Origin of the sequence: Metaclostridioides mangenotii, assembly GCF_018917235.1 — a bacterium.
In the GTDB taxonomy this organism is placed as follows: domain Bacteria; phylum Bacillota; class Clostridia; order Peptostreptococcales; family Peptostreptococcaceae; genus Metaclostridioides.
Genome location: NZ_JAHLOF010000002.1, coordinates 165,963 through 183,064, shown reverse-complemented (window position 1 = coordinate 183,064; position 17,102 = coordinate 165,963). Strand labels below are relative to the sequence as shown.

Here is a 17,102-nt window from a genome sequence, read left to right as displayed (position 1 = left end):
GTCTCAAATTAAAATTGAGGCAGTTCTTTTTTTATAAAAACCATCAAATAAGACCTAAAGAAATATCAATATATCAATACAATACAATTAAATTACAATTAACCGTTTATATTTAAAGTATGCTTTGATTGCATGTATATTTTATATATTTTAATTCTAGCCTAGAAACCAAGATTCTCATCAATAAGCATCACTTTAATTCTACCTTTTACTGTAGAACCATTAGTTATTACAAATTGTTTACCTACGTGTTTTGAAGCCTCATTTAGATCTTCATATGAAGAGTAGTCTTGATTAAATAATAATAATGTCATATAAGTAGCATAACTTTTTGCACGGAGTACAGCTGCGTCTAAGTTTTGTTCAACTTTATTAATTCCTGCTACTACTATTACGTATTTGGGCCCAAACATTAGTGATGCTACTCTATTTCCAATACCATCGATGTTTACCAGCTCTCCTGTTGCAGAGATAGCATTAGAGCTCATCAGATAGTAATCTGAACCTAAAGCTTTATGAGCAATTATCTCCTTTTCTGAGGCTGATTTTACAGAATTTGGATCTAGAAAATTATATTGACCATTATTTAGAGCATCATGAAGGCCAATTTCGTAAAGTGTTCTAGAGCCTCCACAGGATACCACAGAGTTATTAGGAATTATTTCAAGTATCTTTTTTAAAGCATCCTCTTTTGTACTAAAGTAGAAGCCTTCTATATTTCTGTTTTCTAAAGCTCTAATAACTTTATTTGCTAATAATGCATTATAAGTTTTCTTATAGTTCATATAATACCTCCATATATTTATAGTAATCTGAGATAATTATATAGGTTATTTCTGGTATGAAACAGTCTATTTTCAATTTTAGTTACATGTTATAATTAAAGTAGGGAGATTATTTTTCTAATTAATTTAATAATAATTTACCCCCCTTATTATATTTTACAAATATTAGTGATAGATAATACTATATATTAATGAATTTAATAGTTAAACATTGATGATAGTATCTATTATTTTTAAAAATTTTACTTGATAAAGGAAGAGATGTAAATTTATTACATCTCTTTTTTGTTTCAGTATATATAGTCGAAATAATGCAATAAAGTATAAAATAATATTATTGTCGAATAATTATTACATTTTTCGTTTTTATATTGTATAAAAATTTACATTGTGGTATCATTTACAATGTTGGAATAAATATTAGGGTGATAAAGAAAAATATTTATTAAAAATATTTGAACCTCAAAAGCTATTAGATCTAGATATCACAACGATTTGATCTATTGCGAGTTGGTTAAAATAAAGTAGATATTTTAAGGAATCACTAGAAAGTAAAAGCTTTTAAATTGAGATTTACATAGATGATGTTTTAAGTCTATATTAATAAAAGATATCGTTTATTGTAAATTCATGAAAAGATTTTTTGATGGTGAAAGACATTTTTCAAAAAATCAAGGAAAGATTAAAATTTTGCTATTTACAACGTTTTAAATGAATAATAGCTCCTATTTTAAACTTTCTGAAAAATGGAATACTTGCATATGAGTATCAAGTAATTCTCATTAATTTAAACTTCGTAAATTTAAGCAAAAACATAAGAGTTGTAATTATGAAGACTTGGTGGATACGATCTGGAAAGATAGACTTAAACTTACAGTAACTGAGTTTTTGCTGATATTATAAAGTATACTTACATACAAATAGTAGGATATATTTTATAAAATTTTAATAGGAAAACGTTGCTATTTCATACGATTTGGCTCTTTAAGTTCAATATTTTAAGTATGAAATTAAGTTTCGTTAATATTAGTAGTAAGATGCGAAGTTAAATGCACAATCAACTATATAATAGCAAATCAATTTGTATAGTTATCAAACCTGAGTCTATTTAATTTATTTTTGTAAAAATTATTTAATAATATGATTCAAGTTATATGCAATTATTTTACGTTATTTTAAGTTGGTTTGCTAAAATAGCTAATATTAAATTAGCTAAGGATTAAAAAAATATAATAAAATTTTAATTTCAATTTTAGAAAGGACATTACTTATGAGCACACAAACAGTTAAAAAGAAATATCCAATAGGGTTTTATTTCTGTGCAACAACGTTTTCATTCGAAAGAGCAGCTTACTATTCTGCTAAATTCCTTATCTATATATTCCTTACTGCTTCTATAGCTACAGGTGGACTAGGAATAGATCAAGGACAAGCAGCGATAATGCAAGCAAATCTTGTTGCATTCACATATCTTGCTCCAATCATTGGGGGATATATCTCTGATAGATGGATAGGTGCTAGATACACTATTCCAGTAGGTATGTTTATCATGGGAGCTGGTTATTACTTTGGGTCAATAGCTACTTCAGTTTCAATGGTTAATATAATGATAATTCTTGTTTCTATAGGAACAGCATTCTTTAAGGGAAATGTATCAGCTGTAAATGGTCAGTTATTCGATGATCAAGATCAACTTGATTCGGCGTTCTCATTACAGTACTCTTTTGTTAATATAGGATCTTTCATAGGTACTACAGCAGTTGGTATTTTATATGCAAAGACATTTGTTGAAAATGGAGTTCTTGGTTTCTCTCAATGTTTCTTTATAGCGGCTCTTTTATGTGTTATTGGTGGAATTTGGTTCATCATAGGATGGAGATTCTTAGGTGATGCAGGTAAAAGACCATTTAAAGAAGGAATAGTTTCTGAAAAGACAGAAGACGCTTCTTCAAGTGCTCCACTTTCAGGTATGGAGAAAAAAAGAATTTGGGCAATTATACTTGTATCTGTATTCTCTGTAATATTCTGGTTGTTCTGGTACTTAACTTACTTAGCGGTTTATGATTATGGTGCAGCATTTGTTGACATGTTTGTTGGAGGATTTGAAGTTCCACTTGCATGGTTTGACTCATTAAATGCACTTGTTTGTATAGTTTTAGGACCAGTTCTAGCAGTAGTTTGGACTAAACTTGCTAGTAGACCACAAGGAGATATAAGTTTATTTAGGAAAACAGGACTTGGATTAATATTCTTAGGACTTGCATTCCTAATGCTTGTTGGTGCAGAATTAACTAGAGGAATAGGTGCCCCAGACACAGCTAAAGCTAGTATAATTTGGATAGTATTCTTTGGTATACTTTTAAGTATAGGAGAAATGTTATTCTCACCACTTGGAAACTCATTTGTAAGTAAGTATGCACCTAAAAAATACTTAGGAGTACTTATGGGAGTTTGGACATTTGCTACTTTCTTAGCTGGTAAAGGATATGGATATATATATGCTTTCACTCTAAAATTCGATATGATTAAAGTATATACTATAATACCTGTAATACTATTTGTTGCAGCTGCAATACTTTTCGTATCAGATAAGACATTAAGCAAACTTGTTGAAGAAGAAAACTAAGAAAAATTAGTTAAGTCTTTATATACAATTATATTCACCTGAATATTTAAATTTTATTTCAACAATAAAATTTTAAGAGTTAACTCTTACAAGGGTAATAAATTTGTAAAAAGTTATACAGAAAAATTTCAGTATTAATAAGTATCAAATTAGGTCATAGAGGTCGTTTCTATGATTAGTACCCACCATTTAGAGATTGATTACTTATAAAATAAGAGGGATTATTTGATTTAACAATCGAGTAATCCCTTTTTTATGTTTGATTTTATAATAAAATGTAACATATAAAAGGAATATGTATAAAAAAGTTGAAATATATATTAAATGAGAATAAGGAGGGATTGTATGGCTATAGAACTTAAAAAGGGTAGTAAAGTAAATCTTACTAAAGCAGCTAACAAGGATTTAGGTGAAATACTAGTTAATTTAAACTGGGACCAAACACCACAAAAGCCTAAGGGTATTTTTGGTAAATTGATGGGAAATCAAGGGGTAGATTTGGACCTTGGATGTTTATATGAATTAAAAAATGGCGAGAAAGGATGTGTGCAAGCTTTAGGAAATGCATTTGGTTCGCTAAACAACATTCCATATATACAATTAGATGGAGATGATAGAACTGGTTCAAATACATTAGGAGAAAACCTTAGAATAAATGGCAATAAGCTCTCAGATATAAAAAGAATATTAATATATACTTTTATATATCAGGGGATTGCAAATTGGTCTGAAACTAATGGTGTTGTAACACTAAAACAACAAGATGGGCCAGATTTAGTTGTTAAGCTAGATGAATGCAAAAATGGACATAATATGTGTGCAATAGCGATGGTCACAAATGAAGAAGATAGGACATTTGGAATTGAAAAAGTAGTTAGGTATTTTAAAGGTCACCAAGATATGGATAAGGCTTTTAATTGGAATATGAGATGGACTAAAGGAAGAAAATAGATTCTTTACAGAGAATGCAGTTATAAATTGTCAATTCAATATAGAATGGAAGTTGTTGGTAAAAAGCAAGTAGATGAAATATTTACATATGAGACTGCTGTAAAAGTTTTATAAAGTAATTAAATACACAAAGCCTAAAAAATCAGAATCTAGTTTATATCTAAAATATATTGATTCAAACTTTTTAGGCTTTGGTATTTTTATTTATATGATTATTCAAGCTCATGATATAATTATTTATATAAAAATTTCAGGTTCTAATCTCTTGGAATACATTTCTTCCAGCTCTTTCTTATGGTACAAGTAACCTTTATCATCATAGTACTTTGCATTTTTAGGACATATTTTAAGGCAAGCGCCACATTTTATACATATACCATTAAAACTTCTAACATCATCATAATTTATAGAGTTCATAGGACATACTTTTACACATAACTTGCAGTCATTGCAATTGTCAGCTGTATTGGGTTTAACTTTTAAAATATTTATCAAATTACCGAATCTATCTCTTGGTTGATAGTATCCTCTATAAGGATAATCTGAGCCATTCACATTTATTGGATCTATGATATCTTCATAATCTTCTATTTGATTGATTTTTGTTAAAAGCATTTCTGAAAAATCCAAAGCAATATTCAAATCTTCTTTATCAGGTCTACCTTTTGCAAGTACCTTTGAAAAAGAATGTTCTCCAATAAAAGAAGCAGCAGCTATGGTTTTAAAATCTCCTTTTTCAAGTATATCTCTAAGCTCAATAAGGGCATCATCATAATTTCTATTACCATACACTACAATTGGAACTGCAACTGCACCATTTCCATCGATGGTTGATAAGTACTTAAGAAGTACGTTAGGTACTCTTCCAGCGTAAACTGGCGTTCCAAATACTACAAGATCTTCTTTTTCGATTTTTATTTCAATAGTTCGCATTTTTGCTAAAGTAAAGTCAAATGTTTCACATTTTACGCCAAGATATATTGCTAAGTTTTCTGCTATTTGCGATACTACTTTCTTTGTCGTACCTGTCGCACTAAAATATACTGAAAGTACTCTTTTAATTTGCATTTTAGCCTCCTTGAATTAAAAAATGTATCTAATATAAATAATAATAATTTTAATTTAACTACAAATTGTTCCTTTTTAATTTTTATAATTATTTGATGAAAGTATATCACAAATTTGATTAGATAACAGTTATAAGTTCAATTTAATTATTTTTATTTATTTGTATAAATTTACCAATAAAAAATTTATTTAAATTTTCTGTTTTTAAAACCTAATAAAAAAATTACTCTTAATACAATAAAAAGTCGACAAAATACTACAAACCTTGCAATTGCTTTCGTTCAGGAATATAAATCTTAAACCAAAATCCCCAAAAATTATTAATATACTGATATATAGTCAAAATCTATTCAGAAGATTTGTTATATAGAAATAAATTATAATATACAGCAAGTTTAGTGTGATATTATAAATAAGGCAGTTGCTTGTTTAAGGGGGGTTTTAAATGATAAAAATTGCGGCCTTAAAAAAATCATATGATAATAATGTAATTCTTGAAAATATCAATCTTAATATAGAAAAGGGCGATATTTATGGGCTCGTTGGAGTGAGTGGTGCTGGAAAATCAACTCTACTTAGATGTATAAATGGTTTAGTAGAATACGATAGCGGCACACTTATAGTAGATGATGTCGATTTAAAGAACTTAAACGCTGAAGAATTAATGGAGTTTAGAAAAAACATTGGTATGGTATTTCAACAATTTTCACTTTTAGAGAGGTTAACAGTGTATGAAAACGTTGCGCTGCCAATGAAGTGTTGTAAATACGATAAAGATGTTATAGATAAAAAGGTAAAGGAACTCTTGGAATTAGTAGGTTTGACCGAAAAGATGGATAGTAGACCTAGAGAGCTAAGTGGAGGTCAAAAGCAAAGAGTAGCTATCGCCAGGGCCTTAACTCTTGATCCTAAGATACTTTTATTTGATGAGGCAACATCAGCACTTGACCCCAATACAGCGAATTCTATATTAAACTTAGTTCGTAAAATCAATGAAGAATTTGAACTTACTGTTATTGTAGTAGCTCATCAAATGGAAGTTGTAAGAAAGGTATGCAATAAGATGGCCTTGCTTAAAGATGGAGAGCTTATTACCAATGGTGAAGTTACTGATGTATTTATGAATGAACCAAAAGAGCTTAGAGAATTACTTGGCAAAGATGACAATGAGATTCTTCCGGATGATGGTATCAACTTGAAGATTGTCATTAAAAATTCAGAAGATAAGTATATTATCTCTGATATATCAAGAGATACAAATATAAGGTATAGAATCGTATGGGGCTCAATGGATAAGTATAGAGATGAAGTAAATGGATCATTTATAATTAACCTAAATTCAGATGATCTAAATGTGCTTAGTAAGTATCTTGAAGACAAAGGAATACAATTTAGTATAGCGGTTTAGTAATTTTGAGTTAGTAAATTATTAAGTAAATTTAAAATAAAACATTAAAAGAATAGGAGAAAAAGACATGAAAAAAAGATTAAGCTTGGTTTTAACATTTGTACTTGCATTAGCAGTTATGGTAACAGCAACAGCTTGTGGTAAAAAAGAAGAAGAGAAGATAACACTAGGTTCTATGAGCACAACTGAACCAATAGTAACAAAGATTAAAGATCATTTAAATAAAGAAGGTTTTACTGCAGAGACTGTTTTATTCGATGCAAATAATGCTGCAGCAATAGCGGCAAAAGATGGTGATTTATCTGGTTTTGTTCACAATCATAAACCATGGATAGATACATTTAATAAAGAAAACAACTCTAAACTTACAGTTGTTGATCCTCATATAGCATATTACAGATTTGCTATGTATTCTTCTAAATACAAAAATGTAAATGAATTTCCTGAAAATATGACTATAGGTATTGCAAATGATCCGACTAATACAGAAAACTCACTGAAATTCTTAGAAAATCTAGGTTTATTAAAACTTGGTGAGAAAAAAGGTGAATTCTATACAATTCTAGATATAAAGGAAAATCCTAAAAATATAAAATTCTATGAGACTGATGTAGCTACTATAGCAAGAAGCTTAAATGATGTTGATGCAGTAATATGTCCTGCAATAAGAGTACAGCAGGCTGGATTAGATCCAAATAGTTTTATAGAAGAAGATAAGACAACAATAGACTTCCCTGTAGGGCTTACAGTTAACGAAGAGAATAAAGATAAAGACTGGGTTAAAGAAGCTCAAAAATATATTTCTAGTGATGAATTCAAAACTTGGTTTGAAAAAGAGTACGATGGAACATTAGTACAATACAATAAATAATTTTAAACAAATTTAAAAAAATTGTAAGGATTAGGAGTGGTAAAATTGAGTAAGATGGAACTTTGGATGGATTATATACAAAAAATAATTTTACCATCAGTCGGAGCTACTATTAGAATGACTATGATTTCTATGGTTCTTGCGTGCATATTTGGTTTTGTATTAGCAATAATATTAGTTTTATATGGACCTAATAATGGACTTAAACCGAGACCAAAAGTATATAAGATATTAGATTTTTTAATTAATATAATAAGAGCGTTTCCGATAATAATTTTAATTGTCGCTATTTCACCGATTACAAAGATTCTTGTAGGTACCACTATTGGAGAGAAAGCAGCGATATTTCCACTTACCATAGCTGCAATACCATTTATTGCAAGAGTTATTGAAAACTGTCTGCTTGAAGTAGACAAACAGCTTATCGAAGTGGCAAAATCATTTGGTGCAACTAATATTCAAATAATAGTACACTACATGATAAAAGAATCACTTCCGGCAATTCTTTCAGGAATAACTCTATGTACTATCAACTTTCTAACTGCTAGTACATTAGCAGGTGCAGTAGGCGCTGGAGGCTTGGGATCGGTCGCATTAAATTATGGATACCAAAGTTTTAATAACTTCATACTGTATTTTTCAGTATTTATTATCTTAATTCTGGTAGAAGCTATACAATTGACAGGAAATTTTGTTTATAAAAAGTTGAAATAGGTGATTTTATGAGTATTAGAGAAAAGACTAATTTGCTATCTTCACTACTTGATTTGGAAAGATCGCCAATCGCTGTGAAGTTTTTAGTAAATGATGATGATTACAATAATTTTAAGTGCGATGAAGTAAAGGGAAGAATGACTTACTGCCTTATGGTTAAGAAGGCAATTACATCAGGACTTGCGATGAAAGCGACAATCAAGAATATAAATTGCCCTGGAGCGGCCAGAGCTTTAGGCCTTATGGAAATATCAGACGATTTTAAGTCAGGAGAATACGGAAGAAATTTAAATATATACAAAAACTTATTGATAAGCAAAAAAGTAGCAAACGAAATTACTTTCTGTAATCACAAAGTTAGAGGTTTTGCAGTTGGTCCACTGTCCGAGTTTGAAGAAGATCCTGATGTTGTACTTATGGTGGTTACACCATATATAGCTATGAGAATTGTACAAGCTCATACATTTAATAATGGGATTCACAATAACTTCACTATTTCAGGAAATCAAGCATATTGTTCAGAGTTAACAGCAGTTCCGTATGTAAAGAACACTATTAATTTATCGCTTCTTTGCTCAGGAACAAGAGCTGTAGGTGGATGGGATGAAGGGGAAATGGGTGTAGGCTTTCCATTTCATTTCTTAAATGACATTATAGAAGGTGTTATTGGGACACTTAATGCTGTAGAGCCAAACAATAAAAAGGAATTAATATCTAAGAGCCTAGAGGGTAACAATGTTAATTCTGATGGGATTGAGATTAGATTAAATGAAAACTACTATAGAAATGTATATACACTGAAGAAAGACGAATAATTATATTAATATAAAGTAAGGACCTAGAGAATATTTCTGCTAGGTCTTTTATTTTATATTATTAGACAACATACTTTGCAATTTAAATATACAGTATTATAATGTTTATTTATGTTACGATACTACCAATGGATAAAATATATTAGTTGAGAAACTTTTTTTAGTATAGAAGCAGAAAATAAAAAATTGATATATTATAATATATATAGATAATAATTTAAATGCCATATAGGTAGAAGGAGGATGTTAATGCGCAATACAAATAATAGGGAAAGAAAACCTGAATGGCTTAGGGTTAAATACAATCATAATGCTGTCCGTAATGTTAGAAATTTAATGAATCAGTTATCATTAAATACTGTATGTAAAGAAGCAAATTGCCCAAACATGGGGGAATGTTATAAGAAAAATACTGCTACTTTTATGATCCTGGGAAGTCAATGTACTAGAAATTGTAGATTTTGTAATGTGGTTCACGATCTACCAGTAGACGTAGACCCTATGGAACCGATTCATGTCGCTGAGGCCGTGAAGAAGTTAAATTTAAAGCATGTGGTTGTTACTAGTGTCACAAGGGATGATTTGAAATTTGGTGGTGTAGATCAATTCGTAAAAGTGATAGAAGCAGTTAGGCATCTATGTCCAGATACGACTATCGAAGTACTAATACCTGATTTAAAGGGAGATATAGAAAGTTTAGATATGATCGTCGATGCAAAGCCAGATGTGCTTAATCATAATGTAGAAACAGTAAAAAGGCTCTATGATACAGTACGACCTGAAGCAAACTATGAAAGGTCTCTTTTTGTGCTCGATTACGTCAAGAAGAAAGATCCCAACATGCTTACAAAAACAGGGTTCATGGTCGGACTTGGAGAAAAAGATGATGAAGTTTATGGACTTATGGATGATATATTGAAAACTGACTGTGACATCCTTACAATTGGCCAATATTTACAACCATCATCAAAACATATTGATTTAGTTGAATATGTTACTCCAGAGAAGTTTGAGATATATAAATCCGAAGGCCTGCAGAGAGGGTTTAAATTTGTTGCAAGTAGTCCGCTTGTTAGAAGTTCGTATAATGCTGCTGAAGCTCTTGAAATAAGAAATAAAGAGGAGAATTTAATATGATCTACGTTCCATGTGACTCACTAGATCCTTTATACAATTTTTCTCTTGAGGAGTATCTAGCGACAAGTGATAGAATTGACTTTCCAGCTATGTTTATGTTTTGGAGAACCAATCCGACTATCATGATTGGAAGATTTCAAAATACTGTAGAAGAAATAAATCAAGAATATATAGATAAAAATAACATGCAAGTAGTTAGAAGAAATTCAGGTGGGGGTGCAATCTATACCGATCCAGGAGTTTGGCAGTTTTCTTTTATTGTAAAAGACTATGAAAGGGAAAATATAGATTTTAAAAGTTTTGTAGATCCTGTTATCAAAGCACTTAAAAAAGTTGGTGTTAGGGCTGAATTAACAGGAAGAAATGATATCTTAGTAAATAACAAAAAAATTTGTGGTAATGCTCAATTTATGAAATCTAAAAGCATGGTACATCATGGATCTATCCTATTTGATGCAGATATCGATGCTATGACCTATGGTCTTAAGGTGTCAAAAGAAAAGATATCCTCTAAAGGGGTTAAGTCAATTAGGTCTAGAGTGGCTAATATATCTGATTTTATTGATATTAAGTTAACTCCAGATGAATTTAAATCTGTTATGTTAGATGAATTATTAGACGGTGATTTTTATATATATAGTTTAACTGATTATGATAAAGAATCTATAAAACAATTATACGATAGTAAATTTAATACTTGGGAATGGAATTATGGTAAATCACCAAAGTATTCAATATCAAGAGCAAGTAGATTTAAAGGTGGAAAAGTAGAGTTCAACTTAAATATTGAAAATGGAATTATAAAAGAATGTAAAATATATGGTGATTTTTTTTCAGTAAGAGATGTTGAAAATTTAGAAGATGGTTTAGTCGGAATCAAATATAAAAAAGATGAATTAGAATTAAGGCTAGATGAATTAAATGCTGGATACTATATTCATGGTGTTAGCAGTAATGAAATACTAAATTGTTTAATTTAATATTATACTGCTTTTTATGAAGCGAGCCTGTTTATAATATATACAAGGATAAATACATATATATAAAGAGCCAGATTACTATAAAATAATCTGGCTCTTTTTTAGGATATTTAACAATTAATTTTATTGTTGTTTTTTCAAATAATTACGTTCGTATCTACCGTAAAGCAATAATGCAATTACAGTAAATATAACTGGGCCAGCTATTTGGAGTATAGTAGAGAAATAGTCTCCATTTTCTAGTACCGGCTGAATAATGGTAAACACATTGGCAAATGTTATAGTAATAACTACTATTATAGTAGCAAATAGTACAGTACCTTTTGATTTGAATATTACAAAAGGTCTGTCTAGATCCTCTTTTTTCTTAAATGGAATAAATGCAAGAGCTATAAATATATAAGGTAGAGTCATAGCTACGTTTGACATTAGTATCAAAGAATCCAAGAATTTAGAAGCAGTATCTCCACCAAATGATGTTATGGCGATGATTATAACAACTATAAAACATTGTACCCACATTGCATTTACTGGCATTCCATTCTTATCCAGTTTTATTAATTTTTCTGGCCATATTTTTTTAGGAGTACCTTCAATAAGTTGTTTTATAGGAGAGTAAATCAGTGTAAAGAATGCTCCTGTAAGTGCTAAGAACATTGAAAGTCCAACAAATCTAGAGAACCACATAGCTAATTGTAGACAAACGCCTTGACTTAGGTTTAGAGAATCTCCTAAATAATATCCTAAGTTACCAACAGTTAAATATGCTACGTTAGCCATGTTGATAGTATCTCCAGATAAATCTTTACTCCAATTACTGAAGAAACCAACACATAGTATACCCACTGAATATCCAACAGCAACTACTATAGCTGCTAGAGTTATACCTTTAGGGAAAGTTTTTTCTGGATTTTCTGTTTTATCAACAAGACCACCGACAACTTCAAGACCACCATAAGCAAATATTGCAAACACCAAGAATGAGAAAATTGACAACGGTGTTTGATAAGCTGCGTTAGGAGAAGTTGTAAATGCAGTAGCTGTTATAGGCTGAGCTAATTCAAATTTATTAAATATAAGTACTAAAATTGCCCCGACAATTAAAACAACATTGATAAGTGCGACGAAAGTACCACCAACTGTTGTTACTTTTTGTATTTTATCAAGTCCTTTACTACTTATGAATGTTATGGCTAGCATCCACAGAATTGCTAGTAAAGCTATTACTTTTGGTGCAGATAATCCTATAAAAGCAAAACTAGATGTCATATCTTGACCGAATATTAGATTTGTAAATGGAACCCATATACCATTTGAAACGTTAACCATCCAAATTATATAAGATGTGTACCACATAAATGTAACTATAAATGCATATTTGGAGTTGACGGACTTATTCATCCAAGAATAAATACCACCAGTCTCTTTTCTAAAAGCAGCACCAAATTCAGCAATCATAAATGCGTAAGGTATAAAGAATGTAAGTGCTGAAAGGATGTACCATGGAATAGCAGAGTATCCCATTAGGAAGTAGGCTCTAGTTATATTTGTAAAGCCAAATACAGATGTAAATATCATTAAAATTAATGACATTAAGGTAAGTTTTTTCTCATTATCGTTCATAATATACTCCTTCCATTTGAGATTATCTTCTCAAACTTAATATAATACTTATGATTAAATTTTAAACAAATCTTTTGAATCTTAAATAAATCCCCTAGATTAAATTAAATGAAGAAAACGTTATCCACCATATTTATCATCACTTCCTTTTTATTTTTGTACCCATTTCATTATGGCATGTGAATAATTTATTGTAGTGTTTTTACACTATCGTATATTTATTTAAATTATATCAGCAGAAATAGTAATTGTAAACAATGTAAATAAGCCAAAAAGATTTAATATTTAAATTTGTATTAAATTTTCTAATATTGGTGAAAAAATTTTTAAGTATAACTATAAAAAATTAATAACCAATAATATTTAACACTTAATTTATCTGATTTTTTGTAGCAACACTTAAAGAAATTGATAATTAATTAGTTGCTAGATTGGTAAAAAAATTTAAATTAATATATAGAATTTTTCAATGGATAATAGAATACAGTATACAGTAGAATATGATATATAAAAAAATTTAAAACTTAATTTTTTTAAGTATTTTTATATAAATTTTATATATTATAAAGCTACAAATGGTATGTAGTATTGTTAAAACAATCTAAAATACATAACGAATTTTTAGTAATAAAAAATTAACAACTTGCCTTGGATAATTAGATATGGATGTGCTATAATTAACTAATAAATTTGTTATATTTGTAATTATTAGATTATTTAAATTATGTAAACATTAAATTTTAGCTTATATTTTGAAAGTTGCTACACTCAAAAATAATATTAAGGAGGATGTAGAAATGACTCAATTAATGGCTTTAAGTATCACGACGGGAATCCTATGTGGGGTATGGTCGTACATAAGTGGTCCTATTGGATTATTGGCATGGATAGGATTTGCAGGTTGTACGACTTATTTTGCTTCAGGAAAACATGGATTAGAAGGAGTTTTAACTACCATTAGACAAAATATGTTTGGTGTATTATGTGGTATGGCTATAATCACTTTATGCAATTTGTTCCCGTTTGCGGGATCTTTAATGGTATTTAGTGGTCTATTAACATTTGTTATGTGTATAGCTGGAAGATTTAAGTACCTAGCGTTTATACCAGGCAGTTTCGTTGGTTGTTTTTCAACATTTGCAGCTGATGGAAATTGGCAAGTATTAGTTATTACTCTTATCTGTGGTGCTATATTAGGAATCGCATGTGACAAGAGTGGAGATTGGTTATATGCAATGTTTGGGAAAGCAGAACATACACCTAAAGAAGCAGATTAAATGCAATAAAATATCAATAAACTACATATCTATCAAAATCAACAGGTTATTCAAAAATAAGTATTTAGTAATTTGTAATATTAGATTTATCTATAATATATAAAAATGAAAAACAAAGTAAAATACAAACGTTTTGAATATCATCGAGGAACATATCTACAAAATCTATAAAGATTTATAAATATTCTAAGAATAGATCCAAGTCAAATAGTTGCTATATAAAATATTTAGGAACTGTCTATTAACAGTAAAATGTTTTGTTTGAATTTGATTATTTTTTATTAGTAATATTTTTGGAGACAGGTCCTATATTTTAAGATATAGAAAAATCTTATAATAAGGGGGATTAGAATGTCAAAAGTATTAGATCTAAAGTACAAAGAGTCTTTGACTGAAAAATTCAACACTAGGACAGCTATGGAAGAGGCATCACGTTGTCTGTTATGTCATGATGCACCATGTAGCAAAAGTTGTCCTGCAGAAACTGATCCAGGAAGTTTTATTCAATCAATAAGATTTAAAAATGTTAAGGGTGCAGCAGAAACAATTAGGACAAATAATGTTCTAGGAGGTAGCTGTAGCCTGATTTGTCCGCATGACAAGTTATGTGAAGGTGCATGTAGCAGAACAGGAATTGATAAACCGATACAAATAGGCAAATTACAAGAATTTGCTATTGAACAAGAGAAATTATTCGATATGGAAATACTGAAATCACCAGAAGTAAAAAAAGATTTAAAAGTAGCCTGTGTAGGTTCAGGACCTGCTTCTCTAACTTGTGCAGCAGAGCTTGCATTAAAAGGTTATGAAGTAACTGTGTTTGAAGCAGAGCATAAAATTGGAGGTATACTTACATACGGAATAAATCCATCTAGAATTAATAGAGAATTAGTAGACTTTGATATTGAAAAAATTAAATCTCTAGGTGTAAATTTTGTTCTGAATAAAAAGATAGATGGTCAACAGGGAATTGAAGATCTTAAAAATGACTTTGATGCGATTCACATTGGTGTGGGTCTGTCAGAATCTAAAAAAGTTGATGAGAGTAATATAGACTACAGTGCAAAAGGTGTTATAAGTGCACTTGAATTCTTAAAAGATGCAAGAGAAAGCGACGGAAAAATAGATATAGGCGAATATGTTGTAGTTATAGGTGGTGGAGACGTAGCCATGGACTGTGCTATGACAGCTAAGCAAATAGGGGCGAAAAATGTATCTATTGTATATAGAAGAAGTATTGCTGAAGCTCCTGCCAATATAGATGAGCTAGATATAGTACAAAGTATGGGAGTATCAATAATAACTCCTTTTAGACCAGAAAAAACAATCTCAGAATCTGGAAAATTAATTGGTCTAAATTTTAAATCAAGAGATGAGTATTCAGAACTTAATATAAAAGCAGATACATTAATAGTAGCAATTGGACAAGATGTATCAGAAGAGTTTAAAGATTTTAAATTAGAAGAGGGAATATTTGCATCAGGAGATTTTGTGAATTCTGGTGATACGGTAGTTCAAGCTGTTGCAGAAGGTAAGGCTGTGGCTTCAGAAATAGAAAACTACTTAGATAAAAAGGAGGTAAAAGTATATGGCTAGTAAAAAAGATTTATCTATAGAATTTTTAGGTGTCAAATGCGAAAATCCTTTTTTCTTATCATCTTCTCCAGTATGTAGCAATTACGATATGATTGCTAAGGCATTTGATGAAGGTTGGGCAGGAGTTTTTTATAAGACTATTGGGATATTTATAGCAGATGAATGTTCTCCACGTTTTGATATAAGTAGCAAAGAGTCTACTGTATGGACTGGTTTTAAAAATATGGAGCAGATATCTGATAAGCCACTTGATGTAAACTTAGAGTACATTTCAAGACTTAAAAAAGATTATCCTAACAAAGTGATGGCTGTAAGTATAATGGGAAGTACAGTAGAAGAGTGGGAAAAACTATCTAAATTAGTAACTGAAGCTGGAGCTGATATTATAGAATGTAATTTCTCCTGTCCTCAGATGACTACTAGTGCAATGGGTTCTGATGTAGGCCAAGACCCAGATTTAGTTTATAAGTATACTAAAGCAGTAGTAAGTCAAACTCATTTACCAGTAGTAGCTAAAATGACTCCAAACATAGGTAATATGGAAGTTCCTGCAATTGCGGCTATAAAGGGTGGAGCGAAGGCTATATCAGCAATAAATACAGTTAAGTCGATTACTAATTTAGAATTAGGAAATATGACTGCTATGCCAGTAGTAAACGGAAAATCATCTATATCTGGATACTCAGGAGCAGCTATAAAGCCAATCGCACTTAGATTTGTGACAAATCTAGCAACTCACCCTGAGACTAAAGATACTCCGATAAGTGGAATAGGTGGAATTGAGACTTGGCAAGATGCATTAGAGTTTTTACTTGTAGGATCTTCAAATCTCCAAGTAACTACAAGCGTTATGCAGTATGGATATAGAATTGTAAAGGATATGATAAGCGGTCTGTCTTATTATATGGAAGAAAGAGGAGTAGACAAACTTGAAGACTTAGTAGGGGCTGCACTACCTAACATAATTCCAGCAGAAGAATTAGATAGAGATTTTATGGTAGTCCCTAAGATAGATAAAGATAAATGTGTTGAGTGTGGTAGATGTTATGTATCATGTTATGATGCAGGACACCAAGCAATCGACTGGAACTCTGAAAATAGGGAGCCTAGTATAAATGATAACTGTGTAGGTTGTCACTTATGTTTAAATGTCTGTCCAGTACTTGGATGTATAACTCCAGGAGAAGTCAAATTTAAAGAGGGAAGAGAAGTAAGAGACGTGAAGCTTCAAGAAATTTATGGTTAATAAAT

Annotated in this window: 14 protein-coding genes; 11 read left to right on the top strand and 3 right to left on the bottom strand. The window is 30.2% G+C overall.

Going from position 1 to position 17,102, the window contains the following annotated elements; genetic code table 11:
• Positions 1-161 precede the first annotated feature (161 nt).
• A complete protein-coding gene (locus KQI18_RS04140) occupies positions 162-785 on the bottom strand; it encodes a lactate utilization protein (protein WP_216466418.1) in 624 nt (207 codons plus the stop codon).
• Positions 786-2,055: 1,270 nt separating this feature from the next.
• Here KQI18_RS04140 and KQI18_RS04135 point away from each other — a divergent pair.
• Together KQI18_RS04135 and KQI18_RS04130 are read left to right on the top strand one after the other, a co-directional pair.
• Positions 2,056-3,411 (top strand): peptide MFS transporter, encoded by a 1,356-nt coding sequence (locus KQI18_RS04135; protein ID WP_216466417.1) that lies wholly within the window; start codon positions 2,056-2,058, stop codon positions 3,409-3,411.
• Positions 3,412-3,756: 345 nt separating this feature from the next.
• Complete coding sequence (locus KQI18_RS04130; RefSeq protein ID WP_216466416.1) at positions 3,757-4,362, top strand: TerD family protein; 606 nt, start codon at positions 3,757-3,759, stop codon at positions 4,360-4,362.
• 237 nt (positions 4,363-4,599) lie between these two features.
• Here the strand turns inward: KQI18_RS04130 and KQI18_RS04125 are convergent, their stop codons facing one another.
• A complete protein-coding gene (locus tag KQI18_RS04125; protein WP_216466415.1) occupies positions 4,600-5,430 on the bottom strand; it encodes an EFR1 family ferrodoxin in 831 nt (276 codons plus the stop codon).
• Positions 5,431-5,875: 445 nt separating this feature from the next.
• Here KQI18_RS04125 and KQI18_RS04120 point away from each other — a divergent pair, with 445 nt between their 5' ends.
• The 6 genes from KQI18_RS04120 to KQI18_RS04095 all read left to right on the top strand — a co-directional run bounded on the left by KQI18_RS04120 (position 5,876) and on the right by KQI18_RS04095 (position 11,355).
• On the top strand, positions 5,876-6,838 hold the full coding sequence (locus KQI18_RS04120; RefSeq protein WP_216466414.1) for a methionine ABC transporter ATP-binding protein: 963 nt from the start codon (positions 5,876-5,878) through the stop codon (positions 6,836-6,838).
• A 67-nt stretch (positions 6,839-6,905) separates the two neighbouring features.
• On the top strand, positions 6,906-7,709 hold the full coding sequence (locus tag KQI18_RS04115; RefSeq protein WP_216466413.1) for a MetQ/NlpA family ABC transporter substrate-binding protein: 804 nt from the start codon (positions 6,906-6,908) through the stop codon (positions 7,707-7,709).
• A gap of 54 nt (positions 7,710-7,763) precedes the next feature.
• Positions 7,764-8,423, top strand: coding sequence for a methionine ABC transporter permease (locus KQI18_RS04110; protein WP_216466640.1), 660 nt, complete (start codon positions 7,764-7,766; stop codon positions 8,421-8,423).
• 8 nt (positions 8,424-8,431) lie between these two features.
• Positions 8,432-9,238, top strand: coding sequence for a DUF169 domain-containing protein (locus tag KQI18_RS04105; RefSeq protein ID WP_216466412.1), 807 nt, complete (start codon positions 8,432-8,434; stop codon positions 9,236-9,238).
• 249 nt (positions 9,239-9,487) lie between these two features.
• Positions 9,488-10,375: a lipoyl synthase gene (gene lipA / locus KQI18_RS04100; protein ID WP_216466411.1), complete on the top strand. Its 888-nt coding sequence runs from the start codon at positions 9,488-9,490 to the stop codon at positions 10,373-10,375.
• Positions 10,372-11,355, top strand: a complete 984-nt coding sequence (locus KQI18_RS04095) for a lipoate--protein ligase (protein WP_216466410.1) — start codon at positions 10,372-10,374, stop codon at positions 11,353-11,355. The genes lipA and KQI18_RS04095 overlap by 4 nt, the downstream gene beginning before the upstream one ends.
• A 123-nt stretch (positions 11,356-11,478) precedes the next feature.
• On the opposite strand, the gene yjeM is transcribed toward KQI18_RS04095, so the two are convergent.
• Complete coding sequence (yjeM, locus tag KQI18_RS04090; RefSeq protein WP_216466409.1) at positions 11,479-12,978, bottom strand: glutamate/gamma-aminobutyrate family transporter YjeM; 1,500 nt, start codon at positions 12,976-12,978, stop codon at positions 11,479-11,481.
• Positions 12,979-13,775: 797 nt separating this feature from the next.
• On the opposite strand from yjeM, the gene KQI18_RS04085 reads away from it, so the two are divergent.
• From KQI18_RS04085 to preA, 3 genes are all read left to right on the top strand, one after another.
• A complete protein-coding gene (locus KQI18_RS04085; protein WP_216466408.1) occupies positions 13,776-14,255 on the top strand; it encodes a DUF1097 domain-containing protein in 480 nt (159 codons plus the stop codon).
• A gap of 351 nt (positions 14,256-14,606) precedes the next feature.
• On the top strand, positions 14,607-15,851 hold the full coding sequence (locus KQI18_RS04080; RefSeq protein ID WP_216466407.1) for an FAD-dependent oxidoreductase: 1,245 nt from the start codon (positions 14,607-14,609) through the stop codon (positions 15,849-15,851).
• Complete coding sequence (preA, locus tag KQI18_RS04075) at positions 15,844-17,097, top strand: NAD-dependent dihydropyrimidine dehydrogenase subunit PreA (RefSeq protein ID WP_216466406.1); 1,254 nt, start codon at positions 15,844-15,846, stop codon at positions 17,095-17,097. The genes KQI18_RS04080 and preA overlap by 8 nt, the downstream gene beginning before the upstream one ends.
• Positions 17,098-17,102 lie beyond the last annotated feature (5 nt).

What these genes read in the sequence shown, in the direction of transcription:
- KQI18_RS04140 (WP_216466418.1), bottom strand. Translation starts at nt 785, where the DNA reads ATGAACTATAAGAAAACTTATAATGCATTATTAGCAAATAAAGTTATT.
- KQI18_RS04135 (WP_216466417.1), top strand. Translation starts at nt 2,056, where the DNA reads ATGAGCACACAAACAGTTAAAAAGAAATATCCAATAGGGTTTTATTTC.
- KQI18_RS04130 (WP_216466416.1), top strand. Translation starts at nt 3,757, where the DNA reads ATGGCTATAGAACTTAAAAAGGGTAGTAAAGTAAATCTTACTAAAGCA.
- KQI18_RS04125 (WP_216466415.1), bottom strand. Translation starts at nt 5,430, where the DNA reads ATGCAAATTAAAAGAGTACTTTCAGTATATTTTAGTGCGACAGGTACG.
- KQI18_RS04120 (WP_216466414.1), top strand. Translation starts at nt 5,876, where the DNA reads ATGATAAAAATTGCGGCCTTAAAAAAATCATATGATAATAATGTAATT.
- KQI18_RS04115 (WP_216466413.1), top strand. Translation starts at nt 6,906, where the DNA reads ATGAAAAAAAGATTAAGCTTGGTTTTAACATTTGTACTTGCATTAGCA.
- KQI18_RS04110 (WP_216466640.1), top strand. Translation starts at nt 7,764, where the DNA reads ATGGAACTTTGGATGGATTATATACAAAAAATAATTTTACCATCAGTC.
- KQI18_RS04105 (WP_216466412.1), top strand. Translation starts at nt 8,432, where the DNA reads ATGAGTATTAGAGAAAAGACTAATTTGCTATCTTCACTACTTGATTTG.
- lipA (WP_216466411.1), top strand. Translation starts at nt 9,488, where the DNA reads ATGCGCAATACAAATAATAGGGAAAGAAAACCTGAATGGCTTAGGGTT.
- KQI18_RS04095 (WP_216466410.1), top strand. Translation starts at nt 10,372, where the DNA reads ATGATCTACGTTCCATGTGACTCACTAGATCCTTTATACAATTTTTCT.
- yjeM (WP_216466409.1), bottom strand. Translation starts at nt 12,978, where the DNA reads ATGAACGATAATGAGAAAAAACTTACCTTAATGTCATTAATTTTAATG.
- KQI18_RS04085 (WP_216466408.1), top strand. Translation starts at nt 13,776, where the DNA reads ATGACTCAATTAATGGCTTTAAGTATCACGACGGGAATCCTATGTGGG.
- KQI18_RS04080 (WP_216466407.1), top strand. Translation starts at nt 14,607, where the DNA reads ATGTCAAAAGTATTAGATCTAAAGTACAAAGAGTCTTTGACTGAAAAA.
- preA (WP_216466406.1), top strand. Translation starts at nt 15,844, where the DNA reads ATGGCTAGTAAAAAAGATTTATCTATAGAATTTTTAGGTGTCAAATGC.